General features: G+C 46.1%; 24 protein-coding genes and 2 tRNA genes. 18 read left to right on the top strand and 8 right to left on the bottom strand.

Going from position 1 to position 22715, the window contains the following annotated elements:
* Positions 1-44: 44 nt before the first annotated feature.
* Both M988_RS10585 and M988_RS10580 read right to left on the bottom strand, forming a co-directional pair.
* Positions 45-977 carry a LysR family transcriptional regulator gene (locus M988_RS10585; protein ID WP_082019177.1) on the bottom strand — a complete coding sequence of 311 codons (933 nt, stop codon included), beginning with the start codon at positions 975-977 and terminating at the stop codon, positions 45-47.
* A 310-nt stretch (positions 978-1287) separates the two neighbouring features.
* The gene (locus M988_RS10580; protein WP_008813381.1) at positions 1288-1632 is read right to left on the bottom strand and encodes a DMT family transporter; all 345 of its coding nucleotides are present in this window, start codon (positions 1630-1632) and stop codon (positions 1288-1290) included.
* An 865-nt stretch (positions 1633-2497) separates the two neighbouring features.
* Here M988_RS10580 and M988_RS10575 point away from each other — a divergent pair.
* The 7 genes from M988_RS10575 to M988_RS22970 all read left to right on the top strand — a co-directional run bounded on the left by M988_RS10575 (position 2498) and on the right by M988_RS22970 (position 8522).
* Complete coding sequence (locus M988_RS10575) at positions 2498-2908, top strand: hypothetical protein (protein ID WP_039186872.1); 411 nt, start codon at positions 2498-2500, stop codon at positions 2906-2908.
* 29 nt (positions 2909-2937) lie between these two features.
* Positions 2938-3309 carry a helix-turn-helix domain-containing protein gene (locus M988_RS10570; protein WP_008813383.1) on the top strand — a complete coding sequence of 124 codons (372 nt, stop codon included), beginning with the start codon at positions 2938-2940 and terminating at the stop codon, positions 3307-3309.
* Between the two features lie 473 nt (positions 3310-3782).
* The gene (gene yfiR, locus M988_RS10565) at positions 3783-4367 is read left to right on the top strand and encodes a regulatory sequestration protein YfiR (RefSeq protein ID WP_039186869.1); all 585 of its coding nucleotides are present in this window, start codon (positions 3783-3785) and stop codon (positions 4365-4367) included.
* 4 nt (positions 4368-4371) lie between these two features.
* Positions 4372-5598: a diguanylate cyclase DgcN/YfiN gene (dgcN, locus tag M988_RS10560; RefSeq protein WP_020303769.1), complete on the top strand. Its 1227-nt coding sequence runs from the start codon at positions 4372-4374 to the stop codon at positions 5596-5598.
* A gap of 29 nt (positions 5599-5627) precedes the next feature.
* Positions 5628-6119, top strand: a complete 492-nt coding sequence (yfiB, locus tag M988_RS10555) for an outer membrane lipoprotein YfiB (RefSeq protein ID WP_008813386.1) — start codon at positions 5628-5630, stop codon at positions 6117-6119.
* Between the two features lie 572 nt (positions 6120-6691).
* The gene (proP, locus tag M988_RS10550) at positions 6692-8194 is read left to right on the top strand and encodes a glycine betaine/L-proline transporter ProP (RefSeq protein WP_039186868.1); all 1503 of its coding nucleotides are present in this window, start codon (positions 6692-6694) and stop codon (positions 8192-8194) included.
* A gap of 184 nt (positions 8195-8378) precedes the next feature.
* Positions 8379-8522, top strand: coding sequence for a hypothetical protein (locus M988_RS22970; protein ID WP_020303768.1), 144 nt, complete (start codon positions 8379-8381; stop codon positions 8520-8522).
* A gap of 81 nt (positions 8523-8603) precedes the next feature.
* On the opposite strand, the gene M988_RS10545 is transcribed toward M988_RS22970, so the two are convergent.
* A complete protein-coding gene (locus M988_RS10545; protein WP_008813388.1) occupies positions 8604-8882 on the bottom strand; it encodes a YjcB family protein in 279 nt (92 codons plus the stop codon).
* Positions 8883-9054: 172 nt separating this feature from the next.
* Here M988_RS10545 and M988_RS10540 point away from each other — a divergent pair, with 172 nt between their 5' ends.
* The 3 genes from M988_RS10540 to M988_RS10530 all read left to right on the top strand — a co-directional run bounded on the left by M988_RS10540 (position 9055) and on the right by M988_RS10530 (position 11281).
* Positions 9055-9948, top strand: coding sequence for a formate/nitrite transporter family protein (locus tag M988_RS10540; protein WP_064574078.1), 894 nt, complete (start codon positions 9055-9057; stop codon positions 9946-9948).
* Positions 9949-10046: 98 nt separating this feature from the next.
* Positions 10047-10721: a MarC family NAAT transporter gene (locus M988_RS10535; RefSeq protein ID WP_008813390.1), complete on the top strand. Its 675-nt coding sequence runs from the start codon at positions 10047-10049 to the stop codon at positions 10719-10721.
* A gap of 143 nt (positions 10722-10864) precedes the next feature.
* Positions 10865-11281, top strand: a complete 417-nt coding sequence (locus tag M988_RS10530; protein ID WP_008813391.1) for a DoxX family protein — start codon at positions 10865-10867, stop codon at positions 11279-11281.
* 32 nt (positions 11282-11313) lie between these two features.
* On the opposite strand, the gene M988_RS10525 is transcribed toward M988_RS10530, so the two are convergent.
* The gene (locus M988_RS10525; protein WP_008813392.1) at positions 11314-11811 is read right to left on the bottom strand and encodes a 2-thiouracil desulfurase family protein; all 498 of its coding nucleotides are present in this window, start codon (positions 11809-11811) and stop codon (positions 11314-11316) included.
* Positions 11812-12026: 215 nt separating this feature from the next.
* Between M988_RS10525 and M988_RS10520 the strand changes: the two genes are divergently transcribed.
* The 3 genes from M988_RS10520 (at position 12027) to M988_RS10510 (ending at position 12684) form a co-directional block, all read left to right on the top strand.
* Positions 12027-12114, top strand: a tRNA-Ser gene (locus M988_RS10520).
* Between the two features lie 5 nt (positions 12115-12119).
* Positions 12120-12195: transfer RNA gene (locus M988_RS10515), tRNA-Thr, on the top strand.
* Between the two features lie 234 nt (positions 12196-12429).
* On the top strand, positions 12430-12684 hold the full coding sequence (locus M988_RS10510; RefSeq protein ID WP_004090023.1) for a hypothetical protein: 255 nt from the start codon (positions 12430-12432) through the stop codon (positions 12682-12684).
* Positions 12685-12781: 97 nt separating this feature from the next.
* Here the strand turns inward: M988_RS10510 and M988_RS22965 are convergent, their stop codons facing one another.
* A complete protein-coding gene (locus M988_RS22965; protein ID WP_008813393.1) occupies positions 12782-12958 on the bottom strand; it encodes a hypothetical protein in 177 nt (58 codons plus the stop codon).
* A gap of 241 nt (positions 12959-13199) precedes the next feature.
* On the opposite strand from M988_RS22965, the gene M988_RS10505 reads away from it, so the two are divergent.
* The 3 genes from M988_RS10505 to M988_RS10495 are packed head-to-tail and all read left to right on the top strand — an operon-like array spanning position 13200 to position 16021.
* A complete protein-coding gene (locus M988_RS10505) occupies positions 13200-14279 on the top strand; it encodes an ABC transporter substrate-binding protein (protein ID WP_064574076.1) in 1080 nt (359 codons plus the stop codon).
* Positions 14263-15267 (top strand): FecCD family ABC transporter permease, encoded by a 1005-nt coding sequence (locus M988_RS10500; RefSeq protein WP_020303767.1) that lies wholly within the window; start codon positions 14263-14265, stop codon positions 15265-15267. The genes M988_RS10505 and M988_RS10500 overlap by 17 nt, the downstream gene beginning before the upstream one ends.
* Positions 15260-16021 (top strand): ABC transporter ATP-binding protein, encoded by a 762-nt coding sequence (locus M988_RS10495; protein WP_061060452.1) that lies wholly within the window; start codon positions 15260-15262, stop codon positions 16019-16021. The genes M988_RS10500 and M988_RS10495 overlap by 8 nt, the downstream gene beginning before the upstream one ends.
* Here M988_RS10495 and M988_RS10490 read toward each other — a convergent pair.
* The 3 genes from M988_RS10490 to kduI all read right to left on the bottom strand — a co-directional run bounded on the left by M988_RS10490 (position 16018) and on the right by kduI (position 18646).
* Complete coding sequence (locus M988_RS10490; protein WP_008813397.1) at positions 16018-16755, bottom strand: substrate-binding domain-containing protein; 738 nt, start codon at positions 16753-16755, stop codon at positions 16018-16020. The genes M988_RS10495 and M988_RS10490 overlap by 4 nt on opposite strands.
* Before the next feature lie 227 nt (positions 16756-16982).
* Positions 16983-17744, bottom strand: a complete 762-nt coding sequence (gene kduD / locus M988_RS10485) for a 2-dehydro-3-deoxy-D-gluconate 5-dehydrogenase KduD (protein WP_004090015.1) — start codon at positions 17742-17744, stop codon at positions 16983-16985.
* A 65-nt stretch (positions 17745-17809) separates the two neighbouring features.
* On the bottom strand, positions 17810-18646 hold the full coding sequence (gene kduI, locus M988_RS10480; protein ID WP_008813398.1) for a 5-dehydro-4-deoxy-D-glucuronate isomerase: 837 nt from the start codon (positions 18644-18646) through the stop codon (positions 17810-17812).
* Between the two features lie 542 nt (positions 18647-19188).
* On the opposite strand from kduI, the gene spy reads away from it, so the two are divergent.
* A complete protein-coding gene (gene spy, locus M988_RS10475; RefSeq protein ID WP_008813399.1) occupies positions 19189-19710 on the top strand; it encodes an ATP-independent periplasmic protein-refolding chaperone Spy in 522 nt (173 codons plus the stop codon).
* Positions 19711-20019: 309 nt separating this feature from the next.
* A complete protein-coding gene (gene acnA / locus M988_RS10470) occupies positions 20020-22707 on the top strand; it encodes an aconitate hydratase AcnA (protein ID WP_428838869.1) in 2688 nt (895 codons plus the stop codon).
* Positions 22708-22715: the final 8 nt, after the last annotated feature.

Here is a 22715-nt window from a genome sequence, read left to right as displayed (position 1 = left end):
AGATTTATGGCAGACAAATATTGATGCGGAGTGTGTGATGTCAGTCATTTGCTGGAAACGGTACTGAGTTGATTGACGATAGTTAAAAACTGGCTGAATCCAGGAGTGTGTGCTGAGTGCTTGTTGTATAAGAAGTAGAACGTAATGGGCTCAAGGTGTAGGCCTGCGTCGATAGCTTGGATTTTGGCTCCGCAACTTTCAGCTAATAGGCTAGAAGGCATAATACCAATAGACTCGGTGTTTTCGATAATACTTAAAAGAGCCATAACGGAATCGCTGGAGAAGATAAAGTTTCGGCCTTCAAGTATTCGTGAAAATTCAACCTGACGTCGCATGATATAAGGGATTGCCGAGTGCAGACCACAAAACCGTTCTGCACTGAGCTCACTAAAATCTACGTTGCCTTTCAACCGTGGGTGATTAGCGCTGCACACTAAAGAGAGTGGCTCAGATGAAAAGGGGATAGAAATAACGGAATGGCTAGTGGTTGGATGAATATCAAAGATCAGGTCAGCCTGACGGTTGATTAGCAATTCATCCACTTTCATCTCTTCTGTCAAGGTGTAGTGCATAATTTCGATATTAGGAGCTTGATGCTCAAGTGCATGAATGAGTTTAGGCAGGTAGTGAGATGCGACGTAATGCGACGCGTAGATAATAAACTTTTTTTTCTTAGTTGGGTCATTGATTGTATTCAAAGATACATCAACCAAACGCATAATTTCAGCTAATTGGTCGTGTAGACTTAAACAGACTAACGTAGGTTGCAGAACATTTCCCTGACGAATGAATAGAATGTCATCATAATGATTACGTATTTTTTGTAGTGACTGGCTAACAGCAGATGGTGATATGTTTAGCATTTTTGCGGCTAAGCTAACGCTCTTACAGTTAAAAATGGCTTCAAAAACAGTAAGTAAGTTAAGGTCGACGCCTCTTACACGTTTGAGGATCTGCTTGTCATTCATATTCTTCATTTGTTGCCCGCACGAATTTGATTGATTGTGTCAGTATGAATGGGATGTTCTTGACGCTCTGAACTGGCCATTCTCACGACTCTTGAACTCATGAAATAGCCTATTAATTCTAATACTATTAATATAAATATTATTGAATGAAATATGATAGATAAAAAATGTATTTTTGTGTGAAAAATACATTAATCATATGAAGCTAAAAAAACAAGAGAATATGTGGGTTTGGGACAATGCAAAAATGGATTTTAGAGCGCCTTTAAAGAAAGGCGACTTATGTTGGAAATGATTCTGCTCACGAGTTTCTTGAGTTTTAATGTGAAACAGAACGGGAGAATAAATTAATGATTAACACGCCAGCGATAATAAACACCAGTCCAAGCATGGCTGGGAAATCGAGAGTCTGTTTGAACAGCACATAGTTGGCGCCCGCAATCAATACGATCCCCAGACAACTCCAGATAGCATAGGCAATTCCGATAGGCATCGTACGTGTCGCAATCGAAAGCATATAAAAAGCAGTGGCGTAGAGCAGAGCCATCACCAGCGTGAGTCCTGGTCGTGTGAACTCTTTAGTATGAGGAAGAATGGATGTTGCAATAACTTCGCAGACAATAGCAAAGGCCAAAGCTCCGTAGGTGATGAAAACGGGGGACATCGTAAATCCTTATAAACAGTGATATTAAGCGCTAGGAGATATACCAGTTGAATCCATCGCTTGGTGAGTATAAGGCAAGAATCAACGGTTGAGAAACGATTCTAAATGATGGAATAAATAGGAAGGAAGTTTATTGATCTCGTTGAAATCAAAGATTAATGCAGTCCATATAGATAAAAGCAATATAACGAGTCCTGTCATGGTGTTGAGTAAGAAACGCACAAAAACCTCGCATAAGGATTGCAAAAAATTCCTTGGCTTATTCTAGCAAGGTAAGTTCAATCCCGCTTCAACGGCTGATAAGTTTTATTGCATTATTAACGCATTAGAAGCATAGCTTACACTGGGTAAACCCCCTTTGGGGGAAACACATGAACAAATTGAAAAAGAGTAGAGCGGATTATTAAATCGAAGAAAGCTTGTGACGTTTTCGATTAAAGCTGTAGTGACAATGTGGGCAATGCATCATTATGCTGTCTTCAATCTTGAACTCATCAAAGCGGCCTTTATGATGACATTCCTGACAGACAACAAACGCCTGCTTACTTTTAAATATATCGAGAACCTTAGTCATTAAGGCCATACATACCACCTCTTATAGTAGTTTCCATCATACCATATCTGTTCATGGCTCTCTTGGTGTTTTGTTCTATAGGTGGCTCTATTTTTAGCGTTAATTTGTGCTTTGGGTGTGAAACTGCATGATTGGTCAGCACGAAATGCACCAGATAAAAAGCGCAGACCTTTACAATATGCACATACTTGAAGGGGATGTTTTCCAACTGGAAAATCAGAATATCTTTAAAGCAATGTGAGCATGTCTTACCTAAGCATATCGATACCAACTCATATAAAGGTAAAAGACATGAGCAATAAAAATAGGCAGCTGTATGATCTGAGCGATTGGCCATTGGTTAAGGTCAGCGCAGAATTTATGTGTTTTTTAGGCAACGATTGGGTCGCTCAGACCGAACGTTTGCTTGCGCAAAATCGCCCGTTTGTACTGATATACCCTGAGGTCAATGTGGCCGCTCAACCAGATGAATCTTCTGCTGGTGGGGAGAGTGCTCGTGATGCACGAACGATTATTGCCAAATGGTTGAAAATCCACCGTAATGATTTTTCTCAGCGGTGCCGAGGTATTGTTTTGAACGCATCAGGAGAGACAGCGTCTCATCTCGTTTCGGGACTCGAACGCATGTATGGTGTGCCGGTAAAGGCAGCTAAAGCAGAACAGACCATGGATTTGGCTAAAGAAATAATGGGTATCAGCTAATCGGCTGATATTCAACGAAGAGGTTAAAAATGTCAGAGGTGATTGTCAGCGATCTTATCCAGTGGTTAGAAGGACAACTTCAGCTGAGTGAGGCCATTAAAGTGGATGCAATAGCAGCGAAAAGTGGATATTCGAAGTGGTATTTGCAGCGCGAGTTCAAGCAAAAAAAGGGACTTTCTATTGCAGAATATGTTCGCAAGCGTCGTTTACATGAGGCCGCTACGCTGCTTTGTGCAAGCGAACTCCCAATTATTGATATTGCACTTAAATACGGTTTTAGCTCACAGCAAACATTTAGTCGTGTATTTAGAGCTCACTTTAATACTTCTCCTGCAAAGTTTCGTGACCAGAGATTGTATCCAAAACTTGATGAAGTCATGGAAATGAACAAAAAACACTGAGATGAAAGAATGGCCGTCGAAGAGGCGGCTTATTCCGCGACCAATATCCACATATTTAGTGCGCCATCACATCCTCAAAAAACAACCTATTTGCATGCATATTGAACTACGAACAAAGTTGGTTAATTTGCGTGCTAACTAAATAGCTAATGACGGTTGGCATTTATTAAAGAAAAGCCGATAGTTGCCGATACCTCCATCTATTAGATATTGCTCACATTTTAATGTATTTATCCGTCCGTGCCGTGCATGTTATCCCGACAAATGGAACAATCTTATTGAGGTTTATGCCGGACTTAATAAAAATAGCGAAGAAATTTATGCGGAAACACAACGAGTAAGAAAAATCTTATAGTTTGTTTGTATACTTTTTTTGTGCTTAATGTTTTCATTATGCTGGCGGATGTTAACGGAGTAATAATTATGTGCAACCTAATGAAAATAGAGGCCGTTAGCGTAGGGTCCCTTGGTTCATGATATTACCTTCAATCCGTGCAAAACTTTCTCACTGCTTTAGCAGGTTGCTATTTGCGCCAACCCTGATGTTGGTTCTCATGATGTACACCGTTAACGGTTTAGCGGTAGATGAAATTCAAGAAGCGCCGGAAACTCTAACCATCAAAGAGCAAGATGTTGCAAAGGTCGTGATAGGAATGCTTCGTTATACCCGTTGGGCGAGCTCTCCAGATCCTATAAAGCTTTGTATCGTCCCTCCTGCGCGTTATGCGCGTTTGTTGACTGAGAGTACGATTACGTTACCCAGCAGACGCGTAGATGCTAAAGTCGTCGATTTTTCGCCCACGAAACTGTTGGAACAATGTGACGCGGTGTACTTCGGAAATATAAAACCAGATGACCAAGAACTGATCATTCAAAGTATGCAAGGTAAAAGTATTCTAACAATTGCAGAAGATAATAAGGAATGCCTTAGAGGAAGCGCGTTTTGTTTACGCATCGATAATTCGGGGGTCGCATTTGATCTCAATTTGGATATTCTGGCGCGTAGTAACGTTCAAGTGAATCCTAATGTGCTGCTTTTAGCTAAGAGAAAAGGGTAATCGGATGAGATTCACTTTTTTCTCAAACGCGAACATGCCTAAATCTCGTCCAACGTTACGTAGTATGTTTCAGCGTATTCATTTAATGATTATCGCTATTACTCTGCTAATGGCGGGGATACCGCTGTCAGTGCTTTCTGTTTTCACGCTGAAGTCATACGCTGAACATAACTTACAGTTGGTTGCAGCCACGATTAGTTATACCAGCGCGGCTGCAGTGGTATTTGGCGATAAACCGGCGGCTCAGGATGCGTTGACGTTGATCGCTAAAAAAGAACAAGTGTATGAGGCGAGGATCTACGATCAAAAGAAGGAGTTACTCGCAAGCTGGACCTCACCTACCAGCATGCGTTTGACGCTTGACGACCCGATTCGAAAATGGCTATTGCCAAAAATGGTTGTTCAACCTGTAGTGAGTGAGAATGAAGTGGTGGGATACGTCACGTTGACCGCAGGTGGCGCCACTATGGTTAAATTCTTGAGCAATTTGTTGCTTGGCCTATTGAGTTGTTTGGTGATTACCGCTTTGCTGTCGTTTTGGTTAGTGCGCCGTATGCACACCGGAATTGTCGATGAGCTGCAAAATATTGCCCATGTGGCTCGTTTGGCCCGAGAAAAGAGAGAATTTTCAATCAGGGTACGGCCTTCACAAATTGCAGAGATTAATGAGCTGAGTCGGGGCTTCAATAGCTTATTGCGTGAAATGGAATTGCAACATGCTGATTTGATGATCGAGAACGATCAGCTTTCTTATAAAGCATTGCATGACCCATTAACGTCACTGCCAAATCGCTCAAACTTCATGAGCATGCTAGAGAGTATGAACATGATGCAGGAACAAATATGCGTCATGTTTCTTGATGGTGATGGTTTTAAAGCTGTCAATGATACTTGGGGGCATTCGGCCGGCGATCATGTACTAACCACGATTGCAGAACGTCTAAAAACGCTGGTCGGTAAAAATGACTTAGTTGCCAGGATGGGCGGTGATGAGTTTTCAATTTTATTGCGTCACGTGGTTGATCAGGACGATGTCATGCAGGTAATCGAAAAAATCCTCAAGGCAATGAGACGCACGATATATCTGCCTAATGGTGAAGAGGTATTTGTATCACTCAGCATAGGTTTTACGCTTTCAAATGCTGGGAGTACGCCAGCTGAATTATTGGAGAAAGCGGATGCCGCTATGTATCACAGTAAGCATAACGGTGGCGGTTGGAGCTTCTCGTAACGATGATATTAAAAAAAATAGGAAGAGGAATGAACGTGAGATTACACACTCAGTGGAAATGGGTAGGAATAATTTTAGCAGTACTATTTTTAGCGGGATGTCAGCATAAAGGCGGATTAACCGCAGAACAAATTGCAGTACTAAAAGAGCAGGGCTTCCATCAGACCGATGAGGGATGGATGTTTGGACTGTCTGAGAAGGTATTGTTTGGTAATAACAAATCTAATCTGACGCCAGAAAGCACGGAAACGGTAAAAAAAATGGGTAAGACGCTTGCGCAAATCAATATTCTGCATGCGCGCTTAGATGGCTTTACCGATAATTATGGTGATGAAAGCTACAACCAGCAGCTATCGCTAAAACGCGCCAATACAGTGGCTGATGCTCTTTCTCAGGGGGGGATCCCACGCATGAATCTTACAACGCGCGGAATGGGAGAAAGTCATCCGATTGCTAGCAATAGCACTAAGCAGGGACGTTCTGAAAATAGACGTGTTGCAATAGTCATTGAGGCGCCTTAACTGAGCCCCAATAGATAAATATTTTTTAGGTATCATGGATGATACCTAGCCATTTCTGTTTGCTTTTCCGCACTTTTTTTCCGCCTGACAAATCTCTCACAAATATCTCTCAGTCCCATTCTATGCGGCAGTAGCTCATTAGTTTTGCCTAGTTATTATCTCAAAAATGGCTTTTTTTCAGGCCTATACGATCTTTACACTCTCAGTGACTAAGATCACAAATTTTGACATTTAGTCTGTTTTGTTGAATTATTGTTATAGTTAAACAGCATTATTTGAAGGATTAAATAAGGAGAAAAGGGCTGTTAGGGTGTGGTTGATCAGGTAGGAGACTGCTTATCTGAGGCTGCCGGAAAGCGCACTATCAGCGATTTAGGTCGTGTCCCATTGGGGGCTTTATCCTGAGTATTCGAGTTGTCATAGGCTATGAACGTCTAAAAGTCGCAAGCAGGGTGGACGAGCGCAGCCAATACGTAAGCAATTTTGAAGTAAGACGGGTAGAGAACGGACCATCGTGAGGCACGGTGAGAAGGCATTCACTGTGCGACACAAAATTTTGCAAGGAAATAATAATGAGATTAAGAAGAAAGCAGGCAAAGCCGCTACATATTAACGACATTACAATTATCGATGATGAGAAGTTAAAAAAAGCCATTACCGCGGCAGCGTTGGGTAATGCGATGGAATGGTTCGACTTTGGTGTTTACGGGTTTGTTGCCTATGCACTGGGTCAAGTATTCTTCCCCGGTGCCGATCCAGGTATTCAGATGATCGCGGCGCTGGCTACATTCTCTGTTCCATTCCTCATTCGTCCTTTAGGCGGATTATTCTTCGGTGCATTGGGGGATAAATTTGGCCGCCAAAAAGTTCTCTCTGTCACTATTATTATCATGGCGGTGAGTACGTTCTGTATCGGCCTCATTCCGTCTTATGCATCGATAGGGATCTGGGCTCCGATTCTGTTGCTGTTGGCTAAATTAGCTCAAGGCTTTTCCGTCGGTGGTGAGTATTCAGGAGCAGCAATCTTTGTTGCTGAATATTCTCCAGACAGAAAACGCGGATTTATGGGGAGCTGGTTAGACTTTGGTTCCATTGCGGGCTTCGTTTTGGGTGCCGGCGTAGTGGTACTGATTTCTAGCATTGTTGGTGAGCAAGATTTCCTTGATTGGGGATGGCGTATTCCATTCTTTATTGCTGCACCATTAGGTTTGATTGGTCTTTATTTACGCCATGCATTAGAAGAAACGCCAGCGTTCCAACAGCATGTAGATAAAATGGAGCAGGACGATCGCAATGCGATTCAAAATCCGCCTAAGACTTCATTTAAAACCATTCTTGCTCAGCATTGGAAAAGCTTGTTGACCTGTGTCGGTCTGGTTATCTCAACCAACGTAACGTATTACATGTTGCTGACGTATATGCCGAGCTATTTGTCGCATAACCTGCATTATTCAGAAGACCACGGCGTGTTGATCATCATTGCGATTATGATCGGTATGCTGTTTGTCCAGCCGGTTATGGGACTAATGAGTGACCGCTTTGGCCGTAAGCCATTTATTATCTTTGGTAGCATTGGTTTACTGTTATTAGCCATCCCCTGTTTCAAACTCATCAACAGCGATATCATTGGTTTGATTTTCTTGGGGCTGTTGATATTAGCTATATTGCTGAATGCGTTTACGGGGGTGATGGCGTCTACGCTGCCAGCAATGTTCCCAACGCATATTCGATACAGTGCGCTAGCGATTTCGTTTAATATTTCAGTACTTATTGCTGGTTTGACGCCGACGATTGCAGCTTGGTTGGTTGAAACCACCAACAACCTGTATATGCCAGCCTATTACTTGATGGTTGTGGCGTTAATCGGATTAGCAACGGGCTTGTTTATGAAAGAAACGGCGAATAAGCCTCTTAGAGGCGCAACGCCAGCAGCTTCTGACCGTGCTGAAGCGAAAGAGTTGTTACAAGAGACTTATGACAACATCGAGCAAAAGGTTGAGGATATTAACGAGCAGATTGAAGAATTGGAACGCAAGAAACAGCGTCTAATCGACCAACATCCTAAATTGGATTAAGGTTTTCATTTTCTGTCTAGGGGCCGCTTGCGGCCTCTTTTTATTTCTGCTGCGGGCAACACTCGAACCTTTGGATATAGTTTACGGCATAAGTTTACAATTGGTAAACACAGCTTGAATGAGAAAGGTATAGGCTTTTTCTTAATAACGGCAAAGTGATGTTGTCTTTGAGGAGAGTCTGACTATGAACGCGAAGAGAGTTAAAATTGCACAGTCCGTCGCAAAATATGCTGTTGCCCATCATAGTTCGAGCCGTTGGAATACAGCGATGAAAATGCTGAAAGCATCGATTTCTGTCGCGGTTGTTTTACCGCGCAGTGAGCTCTGATTCTATGGATAGCTATTCAAGAGTGGTGGTGCAGGGCACGTCGGTGATGAACGCGGATGTGCCCTGCAATATGGCGATCAACTACATCATGCTATAGGCGGAGGGTTGGCTCATGACGTCAACAAATACATCTTTGGCTACGGCCCAAAAGTGGCTCATTCCATCGGTGTTGATTGTCGCGCCAGTGAGTGTCATAACCAACCAACATGCCGTGGCAAACCCGATGCCGCTGAAGGCAAAAGCAACCAAGCTGTGACCTTTCTTACGAAACTTGATGTTCAATGAGCTGGCCACAAACATCATAAAAGTACTCATGATTTCCCAACGGGCGACGATTAGCCCAGTCATAACAGTACCCATGCAACACGATCCTCACTCAACAGTATAATGTGATTTGGATCACATTATATTCTGAGTCATTCAATTCATCTAGCATGTTTCTTCATCAATTAATCTGAGTTTAGCTATCTGCATCTGAAATGAGCGGAATCAGAGTCTACGCTTATTATTGAAACCAACGGAGAGATGCAGAATGAATGATGAGCCTCATAAAGATCGTATTGTTGATGAAAAGCCAGAAAGCGGGTTGAAGGTTGATAATGATGAAGAGAAGCAGGGGAAAGAGATCAATACCGATGAAGATCGCCTTCCGTCACGCGCTGCGGCGGTACATGAAATTATCCGTATGGAAGGTACCAAAGAGCTAGAGCGTGATGTTTGGGCATTGCTCTGGTCTGCTGTTGCCGCAGGGCTTTCAATGGGAGCTTCGCTGATGGCGAAAGGTATTTTCCACGTCAAACTTGATGGGGTACCGGGCGCATTTTTATTAGAAAACTTCGGCTATACGTTGGGGTTTATTATCGTGATTATGGCTCGCCAGCAGTTGTTTACGGAAAATACGCTGACCGCGGTACTGCCTGTTATGAATAAGCCTAATCGCACCAATCTTCTTTTACTGATGCGGTTGTGGGGGCTTGTGTTGCTCGGGAACCTGATAGGCACGGGCTTAGTTGCGTTTATCTTCTGGCATTTGCCGGTATTTGACGTGCAAACGCGTGAGGCTTTCGTCAGCATCAGTCAGAAAGTGATGGAAAATTCGCCGACGGAAATGTTTGCCAACGCCGTGGTATCAGGTTGGATTATTGCCACCATGGTATGGATGTTTCCCTCTGCGGGAGCGGCGAAAATCTGGGTTATTGTTATTATGACCTATCTGGTCGCCATCGGCGATCTGACTCATATTGTTGTTGGCTCGGTAGAAATTCTCTATTTGGTATTTTCCGGTCATCTTCACTGGCAGGAATTTATTTATCCATTTGCCGTGCCGACCTTGATCGGTAATATCATCGGCGGCACATTCATTTTTGCGTTAATTAGCCATGCACAAATACGCAGTGAGTTAGATAAAAACAAGGGCAAAAAATGAACATTATTGTGCGAATGGTTTCACTTGAGCTTATTGCCTATACTCTATAGCTTCAATTGACATATAACCCGTCATTCGCACCAAGGATGTGATGCATAATGATTGAATTATTTAAGGCCATAGGGCTAGGATTGGTAGTGATATTACCGTTGGCTAACCCACTGACGACGGTGGCGTTATTTCTCGGCCTAGCGGGAAATATGAACCGCGAGGAGCGAAACCGCCAGTCGTTAATGGCTTCGGTCTATGTGTTTGCCATCATGATGGTTGCCTTTTATGCCGGCCAAGTTGTGATGAACACCTTTGGGATCTCTATCCCAGGTTTGCGGGTTGCGGGGGGATTAATTGTCGCCTTTATCGGTTTCAGAATGCTGTTTCCTCAGCAAAAGATGGAGGATCAGCCAGAGGTTGAAAGCAAAAGTGAAGAGTTAAACAAACACCCAACCGCGAATATTGCCTTTGTTCCGCTCGCGATGCCCAGTACGGCGGGACCCGGCACCATAGCGATGATTATTAGCTCTGCGTCCACCATTAAACACGGTGCTGATTTCCCCGATTGGGTGCTGATGGTGGCTCCGGTGCTGGTGTTTCTGTCCGTTAGTGTCATTCTGTGGGGATGCTTACGCAGTTCTGGCGCGATTATGAAGCTGGTGGGTAAGGGAGGCATTGAAGCTATTTCACGCCTGATGGGATTTTTATTAGTTTGCATGGGCGTACAGTTTATTATCAATGGCATTTTAGAAATCGTGACAACCTTCCACGCGCCTATCTAATTTAATACTCAGATGCAGGCCGCTTTCTGTATGAAAGATGGCTTGCTGTTAATGCGATAAATCCCCCGTCATAAATCCTTATAGTGTCCTAGAATTAACACAGGAAGGTAGCAGTTCCATTTTTGCGGATTGAGGAGTCAAAAATGAGTGACGGTATGAAAGACTCACTTATATTGCTGGCTAGGATATTGTTGATGCTGCTGTTCATTATATTTGGATGGTGGAAATTAACCCATTTCGAACTCGCTGTTTCGGCAATGCAGGGTTATGGCGCTCCGTTACCCTATATTGCAGCTATCGTTGCGGTGGTGGTTGAGCTCTTCTTCGGTTTTGCATTGATCTTAGGGCTGGGGACTCGGCCTATTGCCGCTATCTTTGCGCTCTATGTGCTTGGGACATCCATTATTGGCCACCCATTCTGGAGACTCAGTGGCATGGATATGGTGCTTAACGAGATCAACTTCTATAAGAACATCAGCATAATTGGTGGACTTTTATTGCTGATAGTGACGGGAGCAGGGCGCTACTCTTTGGATTACCGCCTGAGCAAGAAATTGTAGATAGCGTTTTTCTGTCTCCAACTAACGGCCTGCTAGCAGGCCGTTTGCCTATCAGACAAAGTGACTGCGGCCTCTAGAGCGGAAAACTCAGCCTCGCTAAAAACGGTAATTCCATTTTTTCGTAATAGATCCGCAGTTAATCCCATTCCTGAGATTTTTTTACCGCTGAAGCTACCATCATAAATAAGCGAGCTACCGCAAGAAGGGCTGCCATCGGTGAGTAGGGCAAAACGGCATTGGTGTTTTAATGCCAGTTGTAGGGCGATACTGGCACCAGCCAGATAGCCCGCAGTAACGTCAGTATTATCAGATTCGACGACGGCACGCTCTCCAAGCGGTGAGTAACGAATTTCAGCGCTCAATCGTGGCGTTGGGAAGCCTGCGCTGACTTCAGGGCAGCAGAGTATCAAACGATCTTCTTGCTGCCAGCGTAACAGCGTCGGTGGCATAAATGGTTTTGCGCTGCCGTTATAACGCACTGGGAAGCCCATTAGGCAGGTGCTAACCAGTATTTTTGTGGGATTAGTCATAAAAAACCTAAAAACGATAGCTGAACTGAGATAACTCGATACGGTGAGCAGAGTATTATTGCATGAAAAATGGTGATGCTAGAGGCCTAACTGATTAATAAATAGCGATATCTGATTAAAGAAAGTTCATCGTGGCTATTTACTGCGCAGTTGAATAAAATTTTTATTTTAGCGCTGGACAGCCACCGGGAAGGCCGTTAATATCTGCCCCCATTGGAAGGATGGCTGAGTGGTTTAAGGCAGCGGTCTTGAAAACCGTCGAGTGTAACAGCTCCTAGAGTTCGAATCTCTATCCTTCCGCCAAATTTGCCGACTTAGCTCAGTAGGTAGAGCAACTGACTTGTAATCAGTAGGTCACCAGTTCGATTCCGGTAGTCGGCACCATGAGTAAGAAGAAACCACCCTCTGGGTGGTTTTTTTTCGCCGAAAATTTGCCCTCCATTTTGTGTGATCTCCGTTTTGTCAGGCTTATCGGTGATAGTTACATGTTTGTTAATTTAACCACCTTCTGTTTGTGAGCCACATCATAGTTTGGGGGTTATCTCTTTGGCTAATGCTGATGTGATGGGGATAATTAACCGAGTATTAAATTATTAAATCACGTTATGGAAGTGTCGTATGTGTATTTGTGATATCAGCGTTGAAGATACCTTTATACGTCTGCCGTTATCGCCAACGGCTGCATGGATGCTCGATCGTCAGGCAACCCGCGCACTAGGCTGGCGTCGTTTTCTTAAACCTAAACGTGATCAAAAGTTGATGAGCTGGCGTTTAACGCCGCTGAAAGATCGTTATGAAGTGCGGTTCTCACCGAATCGACAGCCTGAGCTCTGGATGTTTAGCGCCGAAAATGCGTTACGCAAGCGTCTTTAGCACTCGTTGATGGATTGTGCCAAACCGCGTAGATGCTATTGCGGTTTGGCTTGCTCTCTTTAGCCTGCATATTCCTACCTCTATCCTTTTCTTGAGATTATTGCTTTTCTTGAGATAATTTCGCTTCCTCTTCGCTGTAAGGCGCCATGATATCTTCTAAGATTTTTAGCCGTTGTTCTGGCGTTAGGTAGAATAAGCCAAGCAATTTATGAGGCTGACGTTCCTGCTGATAGCTCTCTGTAAGCTGATTTAAAAAGCCATAGATCTGTTTCATATTTAACCTCCTACGGGTAAAAATCCATCGTAGGAGGTTTAAACATGAACTAAAACTGAACAAATTATTTTTGTTGTTCATGTTTTATATATCTATGAATCATCATTTTTTATTGCTGTTGTCCGTCCTCGTTAGTCAGGCGGTGTGAGTGGTATAAGCCCCTTAACTCCATAGGGGAACTTGTTTGACACCGGCAAATCGTTATATAGTTTTGTATATAACACAACTTAAGTCACTCACTATGAATCTTTCTACGTCCAAGCTGAGCCATGCGGTTATCGCAGGCGCATCTCTTCTATTCGTCTCTTTTACATCTCTTGCCGACCGCACCGTCATTGACCAACTTGGCCGTCAGGTTACGATCCCCGATCGAGTAAATCGTGTTGTTGTTTTACAACATCAAACGTTGAACTTACTGGTACAGCTTGATGCGGCAGATGACGTCGTGGGCGTTTTATCCAGTTGGAAAAAGCAGCTTGGCCCTGAATTTGAACGTTTTTCTCCACGCCTGGCGACAATACCAATGCCGGGCGATCTGACACAGGTGAATCTAGAAAGTCTGCTAGCTGAACATCCTCAAGTTGTTTTTGTGGCGAACTATGCGCCGCCTGAAATGATTAGTCAGATTGAGAAAGCCGGGATCCCCGTAGTAGCGATTTCACTTCGCCGTGATGCCCAAAGCGAAAAGGGCAAGCTTAACCCTCAGATGAATGATGAGGAGCAGGCATATAACTTAGGGCTGCAAGAGGGTATTCGTCTGATCGCTAAAGTGGTGAATCGTGAGTCACAAGGTGAAGCGTTGATTGATTATGCCTTCAAGCAACGAGAGACGGTGGGAGCGCGTCTGAAGGATATTCCCGTCGACCAGCGCATGCGCGTTTATATGGCGAACCCCGATCTAACAACTTACGGCTCGGGAAAATATACTGGTTTGATGATGCAGCACGCGGGGGCGATAAACGTTGCTGCGACCAGCATCAAAGGCTATAAGCAGGTTTCAATGGAACAGGTCTTATCTTGGAATCCGCAGGTTATCTTCGTGCAAGATCGCTATCCAGATGAAGTGACTAAAATCACTCGCGATCCGGCTTGGCAGGGCATTGATGCAGTTAAACATAAGCGAGTTTATCTGATGCCGGAGTACGCTAAGGCGTGGGGGTATCCAATGCCGGAGGCATTGGCTATCGGCGAGCTATGGATGGCGAAACAGCTGTATCCGCAACGTTTTCAAGACATTGATATGAATAAAGCCGCGAATGATTACTATCAGCGTTTTTATCGCACAGCCTGGACGCCAAATTCGCATGCCTCAGTTCAGTAATCGGTACTTTCATTTGCTATTCCCTATGGCGACATTGATTGTCGCCTTCTTTTCGCTCGGCGTCGGCCAATTTACTATTTCGCCGATAGAGGTTTGGCATGCGCTGCTAGCACCTATGCAGACCGATCGGTTAGCGGGGCAAATTATCTGGACGGTCAGGATGCCGCGTATTCTGATGGCCTGTGGCGCAGGAGGCGCGTTGGCGCTGTGCGGTGCGTGTCTGCAGGGAGTATTTCATAATCCACTGGTTGACCCTCACATTATTGGCGTTAGTGCGGGAGCAGCCTTTGGCGGGACGTTGGCAATTTTGCTCGGATTTTCGCCATGGCTGCTGATGAGCTCGACCTTTGCATTCGGTCTGTTAGCTTTAGCGTTGGTCTATGTCATTGCGTCAGCGCTGGGCAAAGAGAATCGCCTGATGCTTATTCTCTCCGGCATTATTCTCAGCGGTTTTTTCTCTGCATTAGTTAGCCTGCTGCAATATATGGCTGATACCGAAGAGAAGTTGCCGAGCATTGTATTCTGGCTATTGGGCAGCTTTGCAACGGCTAATTGGCATAAGTTGTTGATGATGGCGATACCGCTGGCGATAGCCAGCTTTTTGTTATTTCGGCTACGATGGCGGATCAATATTTTATCTCTCGGTGATGCTGATGCGCGCACCTTGGGGGTATCCGTGGTGGGCTTGCGTCGTTTGGTTTTGCTGTTATGTGCTCTTTTAGTGGCAGCACAGGTGGCAGTAAGCGGTGGAATAGCTTGGATCGGCTTAGTGATTCCGCATCTCGCTCGTCTATTAGTAGGGGCGGATCATCGGCGATTACTCCCCGCCGCGTTTTGGCTGGGCGGCGGCTTTATGGTCTTGGTTGATGATGTTGCCCGCACGCTGAGTCAGGCAGAAATTCCACTGGGTATCATTACGGCCTTAATTGGCGCACCGCTGTTTGCACTGTTGCTCATCCGCTCGCGGAGGTTCTCTCATGGTGAATAATGTTGCATTAAGCGTTGATGGGCTAACGTTCGGCTATCGGAACGCGTTGTATACACCGCTGAGCTTTGATTGCCGGCGGGGTGAGGTATGCGCCATTCTTGGTGCTAATGGACGAGGAAAAACTTCGTTGTTGAATACGCTAACCGGCGTATTGCCTTTGTTATCAGGTAAAATTTCCCGCAACGCACCGATAGGTTTTGTCGCACAATCTTTCTCAACGGCTTTCGCTTATCGGGTCGTCGATATTGTGCTGATGGGGCGGGTGAATTCTATCGGGTTGTTACAGCAACCAACGCGTAAAGATGAAACTATTGCACAGGAAGCACTGCGAACGTTGGGCATTGAACATCTAGCTGAATGCGATTTTCAGACGCTATCGGGCGGGCAGCGACAGTTAGTCATGATTGCGCGAGCTTTAGCCACCGGTTGCGAAATGCTCATACTCGATGAACCCACGTCGGCGCTAGATCTGTTTAATCAACAGGCGGTTTTGCGGTTGGTTTGCCAGCTAGCGCAAGAGCGCCAGATAAGTGTGCTGTTTACGACCCACGATCCGGCGCATGCACATCTGGTGGCGCATAAATGCCTGATGCTATTAGATGGCAAACGTTGGGCTTATGGTGCCACACAGGAGATGCTCACTGAAGCAAATTTGCTGATGGCATATGGCGTAAGAGTGGAGCGCGCGTCTGTGTTATCGGATGGGCAGCGATATGAGGTACTTACCCCGCTGTTTGAGATTGCTCATGATTAACATGCTGAAAAACCAGCGTTAATGAATTGCTGCTGAAGGCGTGGTGATGAGAGATACTCCGCTAACGGCCGAGCGCTTTCATCACGCAGTGCCAATGCATAAGTGGCAAAAACATTATCTGTATCAGGAATATTGACCACCGCCACGGTCTGATTATTCCGAAGCCACTGTGCATAATGAGCATAACCGACGAAGACATCCGCCAAACCTTGCTGAATGATCCAGCCAGAGGCTATTTCATTTGCCGGAACCTGTAGGCTATCTATTCCTCCCACCAACTGTCGTGCTCGTTGCTTCAGTGATTCACCTGCGTGAGGACGAAGCGCTTCGACGCGATCAAACAACTGCCACGTGTAGTCACCGGAGGGATCACTGCCAGGTGTCGACGTGCCGATGCTAAGTTGCGTATTAGTGAGAAGCTCCAGCCAACTGTCTGATTCGCTGTTCATACATGTGCGTCTAACGGTAAGGCAGAGCCGATTACGCAGGAAGGGCATTATGCTTTGCGCCAGTCCCTGTGCTTGTAGCTTCTGCGGATGTTGCAGGTTAGCTGAGGCAAACAGATCCCACGTTGCACCACGCTCAATTTGCTCGCGCAACAGACCGGCGGGGCCAAACTGCACATGTATATTGATGCCAAATTGCTGGCTAAATTGGGTTAGATGCGGGGAGAGTGCTTTCCGCAAGCTACCGGCGGCGAGCACATTTAGAGATTGAGTTTGGGGTTTCACCATGACACCACGCGATATTAACGATTAAAACGTTATATAAAATTTTATATAGAGTAAGGCACGTTACGGCGGGAGCGTCGGTCTGTCAATGCGCGGGTGATATATCCCCGTCATATTTCAGGTTGTAGGGCGTTGGCTGCACTCACTGACTCCAGACACTTGATGCAATAGTCATTCGAGAAGGGAAAGCTACGCTGACCGGGTATCAGCGTAGCGGGATAGGGCGCTGATTAACGCGCTAACCAACCGCCATCGACGGCGATGGTATAGCCGTTAATATAGTCGGATGCCGGTGATGCCAAGAACACCGCTGGCCCCATCAGATCTTCTGGTAAACCCCAGCGGCCAGCAGGGATTCGGCCAAGAATTTCTTCGCTTCGAGCTTCGTCGGCACGCAGTTGCTGCGTATTGTTGGTTGCCATATAGCCCGGAGCAATCGCGTTGACGTTGATTTTATGCTTCGCCCATTCGTTGGCGAGCAGACGAGTGACGCCCATCACCGCACTTTTAGACGCGGTATAAGACGGCACACGAATACCTCCTTGGAAAGAGAGCATGGAAGCAATGTTGATTATCTTTCCACCTTTCCCCTGCGCAATAAATTGGTGTGCAACGGCCTGAGACATAAAGAACACGGTCTTAATGTTCAGATTCATCACGTCATCCCAATCCTTCTCGCTGAACTCTAATGCATCCTGACGGCGGATGATTCCTGCGTTGTTGACCAAAATATCGATATGGCCAAACTCAGTAGAAGCGCGTTTCACCACATCAGGAATGACCGATGTATCGCGTAGATCGGCAGTTAAGCTTAAGAAGCGGCGGCCAAGAGCGGTGATCTTTTCAATGGTTTCGGTGGGTTCAACAATATTAACACCGACGATGTCACAACCGGCCTGTGCTAAACCAACTGCCATACCCTGACCTAAACCCGTGTCACAGCCAGTGACCAGTGCAACTTTACCCTGTAGCGAGAATGCGTCAAGAATCATGTTTTATGTCCTTAAACAGCGGCCAGACAACGTTGGCTAACCGCAAAAGATGAAGTGTAAATGGGTTAGCGAATGTCTTTTACCGCGACGTGATCCATATCGTCGAAGACCTGATTTTCACCAACCATGCCCCAGATAAAGGTATAGGCCTTGGTGCCTACGCCTGAGTGAATTGACCAGCTAGGTGAAATCACGGCTTGTTCGTTATGCATCACAATGTGCCGAGTTTCCTGCGGCTGTCCCATCATGTGGAAAACACAGGAGTCATCGTCCATGTTGAAGTAGAAATAGACTTCCATGCGGCGTTCATGGGTGTGGCATGGCATGGTGTTCCACAGGTTGCCTTCAGCCAGCTCGGTGAGCCCCATTGATAACTGACAGGTTTGTAGTACATCTGGAACCATATATTTATTGATGGTGCGGCGGTTGCTGGTTTTTGAATCGCCCAGCGTTTGTGGTGATGCATCGGCAGGCGTGATCTTTTTGGTTGGATAGGTGGTATGTGCCGGTGCGCAGTTGTAATAGAACTTGGCAGGCTGATTTGTATTTACGCTAGCAAAAACAATGTCACGAGCACCTTTACCTACATAAAGTGCTTCGCGGTGGCCTATTTCAAAACACTCTCCGTCGATGGTAATGGTGCCTGGCCCGCCAATATTAATAATGCCTAATTCACGGCGTTCCAGAAAATAGCTCACGCCTAACTGTTTGCCTACTTCGGCACCGATAGTAACGGTTTTCTGCACCGGCATGACGCCGCCGACGATAATACGATCGATATGGCTGTAAACCATGGTGTATTGGTCTGCATCGAAAATCGTCTCAACTAAAAACTCGCGGCGTAGGCCGTCAGTGTCGAGTTGCTTGGCATGATCGCTGTGGATGCTTTGGCGGACTTCCATCTTTCACCTCGTCGGTTATTCGTTTGAGTATTTATTTGGCATGAACAGAAAGGTTTTCTATCCCTGTCGATGTATGCATGGTAGATCCTTACGCTGCGCAATTCAACAAAAAATGAAACAGTGTTTTGTTTTTATGGGTTTCGTGTTGCGAATTTGGCTATCAGATCACAGACCGTAGGCAAGGGGCTGTGATGAATCATGCCGCTGACTGGGTAAAACAGAGGTTATAGAGACTGAGACAATAAAGCGCTGAGGGTAAGCAAAGTATTAATAATAATGTTTGCTGGAATAAGTGGGGCCAATTTGCTATTTTAGGCGTAATCTTACCGCTGAGTTTAAAATAAACCCACAATCTCCACACTCTCTTCATAATTGCCCATTTTTTGATTTTTCTCCTTTCATTAATTTACTCAGCGTGTAACTACTATATATTTAGACCTATAGACTTAATTCCATCAACACAGTGAACACATCAACACAGTGAACACATTGTTAGAACGACAAATCGTTAGAACGAACACATTATTTGAGGAATGATTACTATGCGTAAATTAACTGCTTTAATGTTGGCTTCATCTTTGGCTCTGGGCGCTTCAATGGCAAACGCAGCGGAAACGACCGCCTCCGCAGCACCAGCACCAGCACCCGCCGCAACGCAGGGGAATGCGACCGCACCCATGATGATGCATCATCAGATGGGTATGAAAGGTCCTCATCGTGGTGGTATGTTTGAAGGGTTGAAACTGACGGATCAGCAACGTGAACAGATGCAAACCATTGCTAAAGAGTTCCGCGCTGAGCATAAAAAACCAATGATGGGCGATCACTTCAAAGAAATGCACAAGCTGGTGGCGAGTGATAAATTTGACGAAAGCGCCGCACGTGCACAAATCGAAGCGAACAATAAAGAGCGCAACGATATGATGCTGGAACGCATGAAAATGGAAAACAAAATGTATAATGTTCTGACGCCAGAACAGAAAAAAGAATTTAATCAGAATTTCGAAAAACGCATCGAAAAAATGCAACAGCGCCATGCTGCGATGGTTGCCGCTGAGCAATAATCGATAAGATTCGACTGGAATAAATATAGCCTCCTGCGCGGAGGCTTTTTTATTTCCCACGATTATTTTCCGCAAGAAATATCCTTCTCCCACTTAACGCGTCGTTATTGGTTTACACCATCTATCGTATCAACCGCCAAATGTTACTAAAACGTTACCATCTCTTTGTGTTATCTTTAAAGGTAGCCACAACGTTATCAGGAGATTGCCGCTGGTTGTGATGGTTCTAGACGCTGCATGAGAAGCGCGCTCACGGCCAGCCGGTATCGCTTTAAGCATTATAAGGAAGGAGGAGCTATGTCATCCGATATGCGAAATCGTCTGAATCAGCAACATCTTGCCCAGCAGTGTGAAAAAACACTAAGTGCCCTGAATACCGAATACCGCTACTACAGTTTGCCCGAGCTGGAAAAACATCTTGGCGATATCAGTCGCTTACCCAAATCCATGAAAGTGCTGCTCGAGAATCTACTGCGTCACCTCGATGGAGACAGCGTGGCTCAGGATGATTTGCAGGCAATTGCCGATTGGATAAAAACGGGACATGCCGATCGAGAAATCGCCTATCGCCCAGCGCGTGTGTTAATGCAAGATTTCACCGGTGTACCCGCCGTCGTCGATTTGGCCGCGATGCGAGAGGCCGTGCTGCGTCTTGGTGGCAACGTTGAGCAGGTTAATCCGTTGTCGCCAGTTGATCTCGTTATCGATCATTCGGTTACCGTGGATCACTTTGGCAGTGAGCAGGCGTTTGGCGAAAACGTTGAGCTTGAGATGGAACGCAACCATGAGCGCTACATTTTCCTGCGTTGGGGGCAAAAAGCCTTTAACCGTTTCCGCGTTGTGCCGCCGGGTACGGGCATTTGCCATCAGGTGAATTTGGAATATCTTGGGCAGACGGTATGGCATGAAGATGTTGACGGTCAGCGCGTTGCTTATCCTGACACCCTGGTTGGTACCGACTCCCACACCACCATGATTAACGGCCTTGGCGTATTAGGCTGGGGCGTAGGAGGGATAGAGGCGGAAGCGGCTATGCTGGGACAACCGGTATCGATGCTGATCCCAGATGTGGTCGGATTCAAGCTGACTGGCAAACTGCGTGAGGGGATTACCGCAACTGATTTGGTGCTGACGGTGACACAAATGCTGCGTAAGCACGGTGTCGTCGGCAAATTTGTTGAATTTTATGGCGATGGTTTAGCCGATCTTCCCTTGGCTGACCGTGCGACTATCGGCAACATGTCACCTGAATTTGGCGCGACCTGTGGCTTTTTCCCTGTCGACGAGGTGACGCTGAACTACATGCGTCTGAGTGGTCGAAGTGAGGAGCAAATTGCGTTAGTTGAAGCTTATTGCAAAGCGCAGGGGCTGTGGCGAAATGCTGGAGATGAACCGGTATTTACTAGCACTCTGTCTTTGGATATGAGTACCGTTGAATCAAGTTTAGCGGGACCGAAGCGTCCACAGGATCGTGTGCCTCTACCTAAAGTACCTCAGGCGTTTCAGGCTGCGACCGAACTGGAGCTGACCAGTCAGAAGAACCGCGTTGAATTTGAAGCGTTCACGCTGGCGGGTAAAAAGCACCAACTGGAGCAGGGCGCAGTGGTGATTGCCGCGATCACGTCGTGTACCAATACCTCTAATCCAAGTGTTCTGATGGCCGCCGGACTGCTGGCAAAAAAAGCGGTAGAAAAAGGGCTAGTACGTAAGCCATGGGTAAAAACCTCGCTGGCACCAGGATCTAAAGTTGTCACCGACTACCTGAATGCCGCAGGCTTGACTCCTTATCTTGAACAGTTAGGTTTCAATCTCGTGGGTTATGGATGCACCACCTGTATAGGTAACTCCGGCCCGTTGCCGGAACCGATTGAAACCGCGATCAAAGCGGGCGATCTGACCGTGGGTGCGGTGCTTTCTGGAAACCGTAACTTCGAGGGGCGAATTCATCCTTTAGTTAAAACCAACTGGCTAGCCTCTCCACCGTTAGTGGTTGCCTATGCGCTGGCCGGCAATATGAAGGTGAATCTGTCTGCTGACCCGTTAGGTCATGATCAACAGGGCCATGCAGTTTATCTGAAAGATATCTGGCCAACTGGCCAAGAAATTGCCAACGCGGTAGAAATGGTCAAAACCGACATGTTCCGCAAAGAGTATGCGCAGGTCTTTGACGGTGATGCTGTTTGGCAAGGGATTCAGGTCAAAGGCTCTGCGACCTATGATTGGCAGGAAGATTCCACCTATATCCGTCATCCGCCATTTTTCAGCACGATGCAGGCCGAACCTGAGGCCGTGAAAGATATTCACGGCGCGCGTTTGCTGGCAATGTTGGGGGACTCTGTGACCACCGACCACATTTCTCCTGCGGGTAATATCAAAGCTGAGAGCCCGGCAGGGCGTTATCTGCTAGGGCATGGCGTTGAACGTAAAGACTTCAACTCCTACGGTTCACGGCGTGGTAACCATGAGGTAATGATGCGAGGTACCTTCGCGAATATCCGTATCCGCAACGAAATGGTTCCTGGCGTGGAAGGGGGCGTAACTCGACACATTCCTACCCAACAGCAGATGGCGATTTATGACGCTGCGATGCAGTATCAGGACGAAGGCGTGCCGCTTGCGGTGATTGCGGGTAAAGAGTATGGCTCGGGCTCTAGTCGTGACTGGGCTGCTAAGGGGCCACGATTGCTTGGGGTCCGTGTGGTGATCGCTGAATCATTCGAGCGTATACACCGTTCAAACCTGATTGGTATGGGGATTCTGACGCTGGAGTTTCCACAAGGGGTTACACGCAAAACGTTAAACCTGACGGGAGATGAAACATTAGATATTAGCGGATTGCAGCAGCTCACGACGGGGCAAACCGTTAATGTAACCATCACCTACGCCGATGGACATAGTGAAGTGATCCCGACTCGTTGTCGTATTGATACCAGTAACGAACTTACTTATTACCGTAATGATGGGATCTTGCACTATGTGATCAGGAAAATGCTGTAGAAGAATGG

This window comes from Hafnia paralvei ATCC 29927 (genome assembly GCF_001655005.1).
Lineage (GTDB): Bacteria > Pseudomonadota > Gammaproteobacteria > Enterobacterales > Enterobacteriaceae > Hafnia > Hafnia paralvei.
Note: the sequence above shows the minus strand (reverse complement) of the source record. Positions and strands in the feature narration are given on the sequence as shown.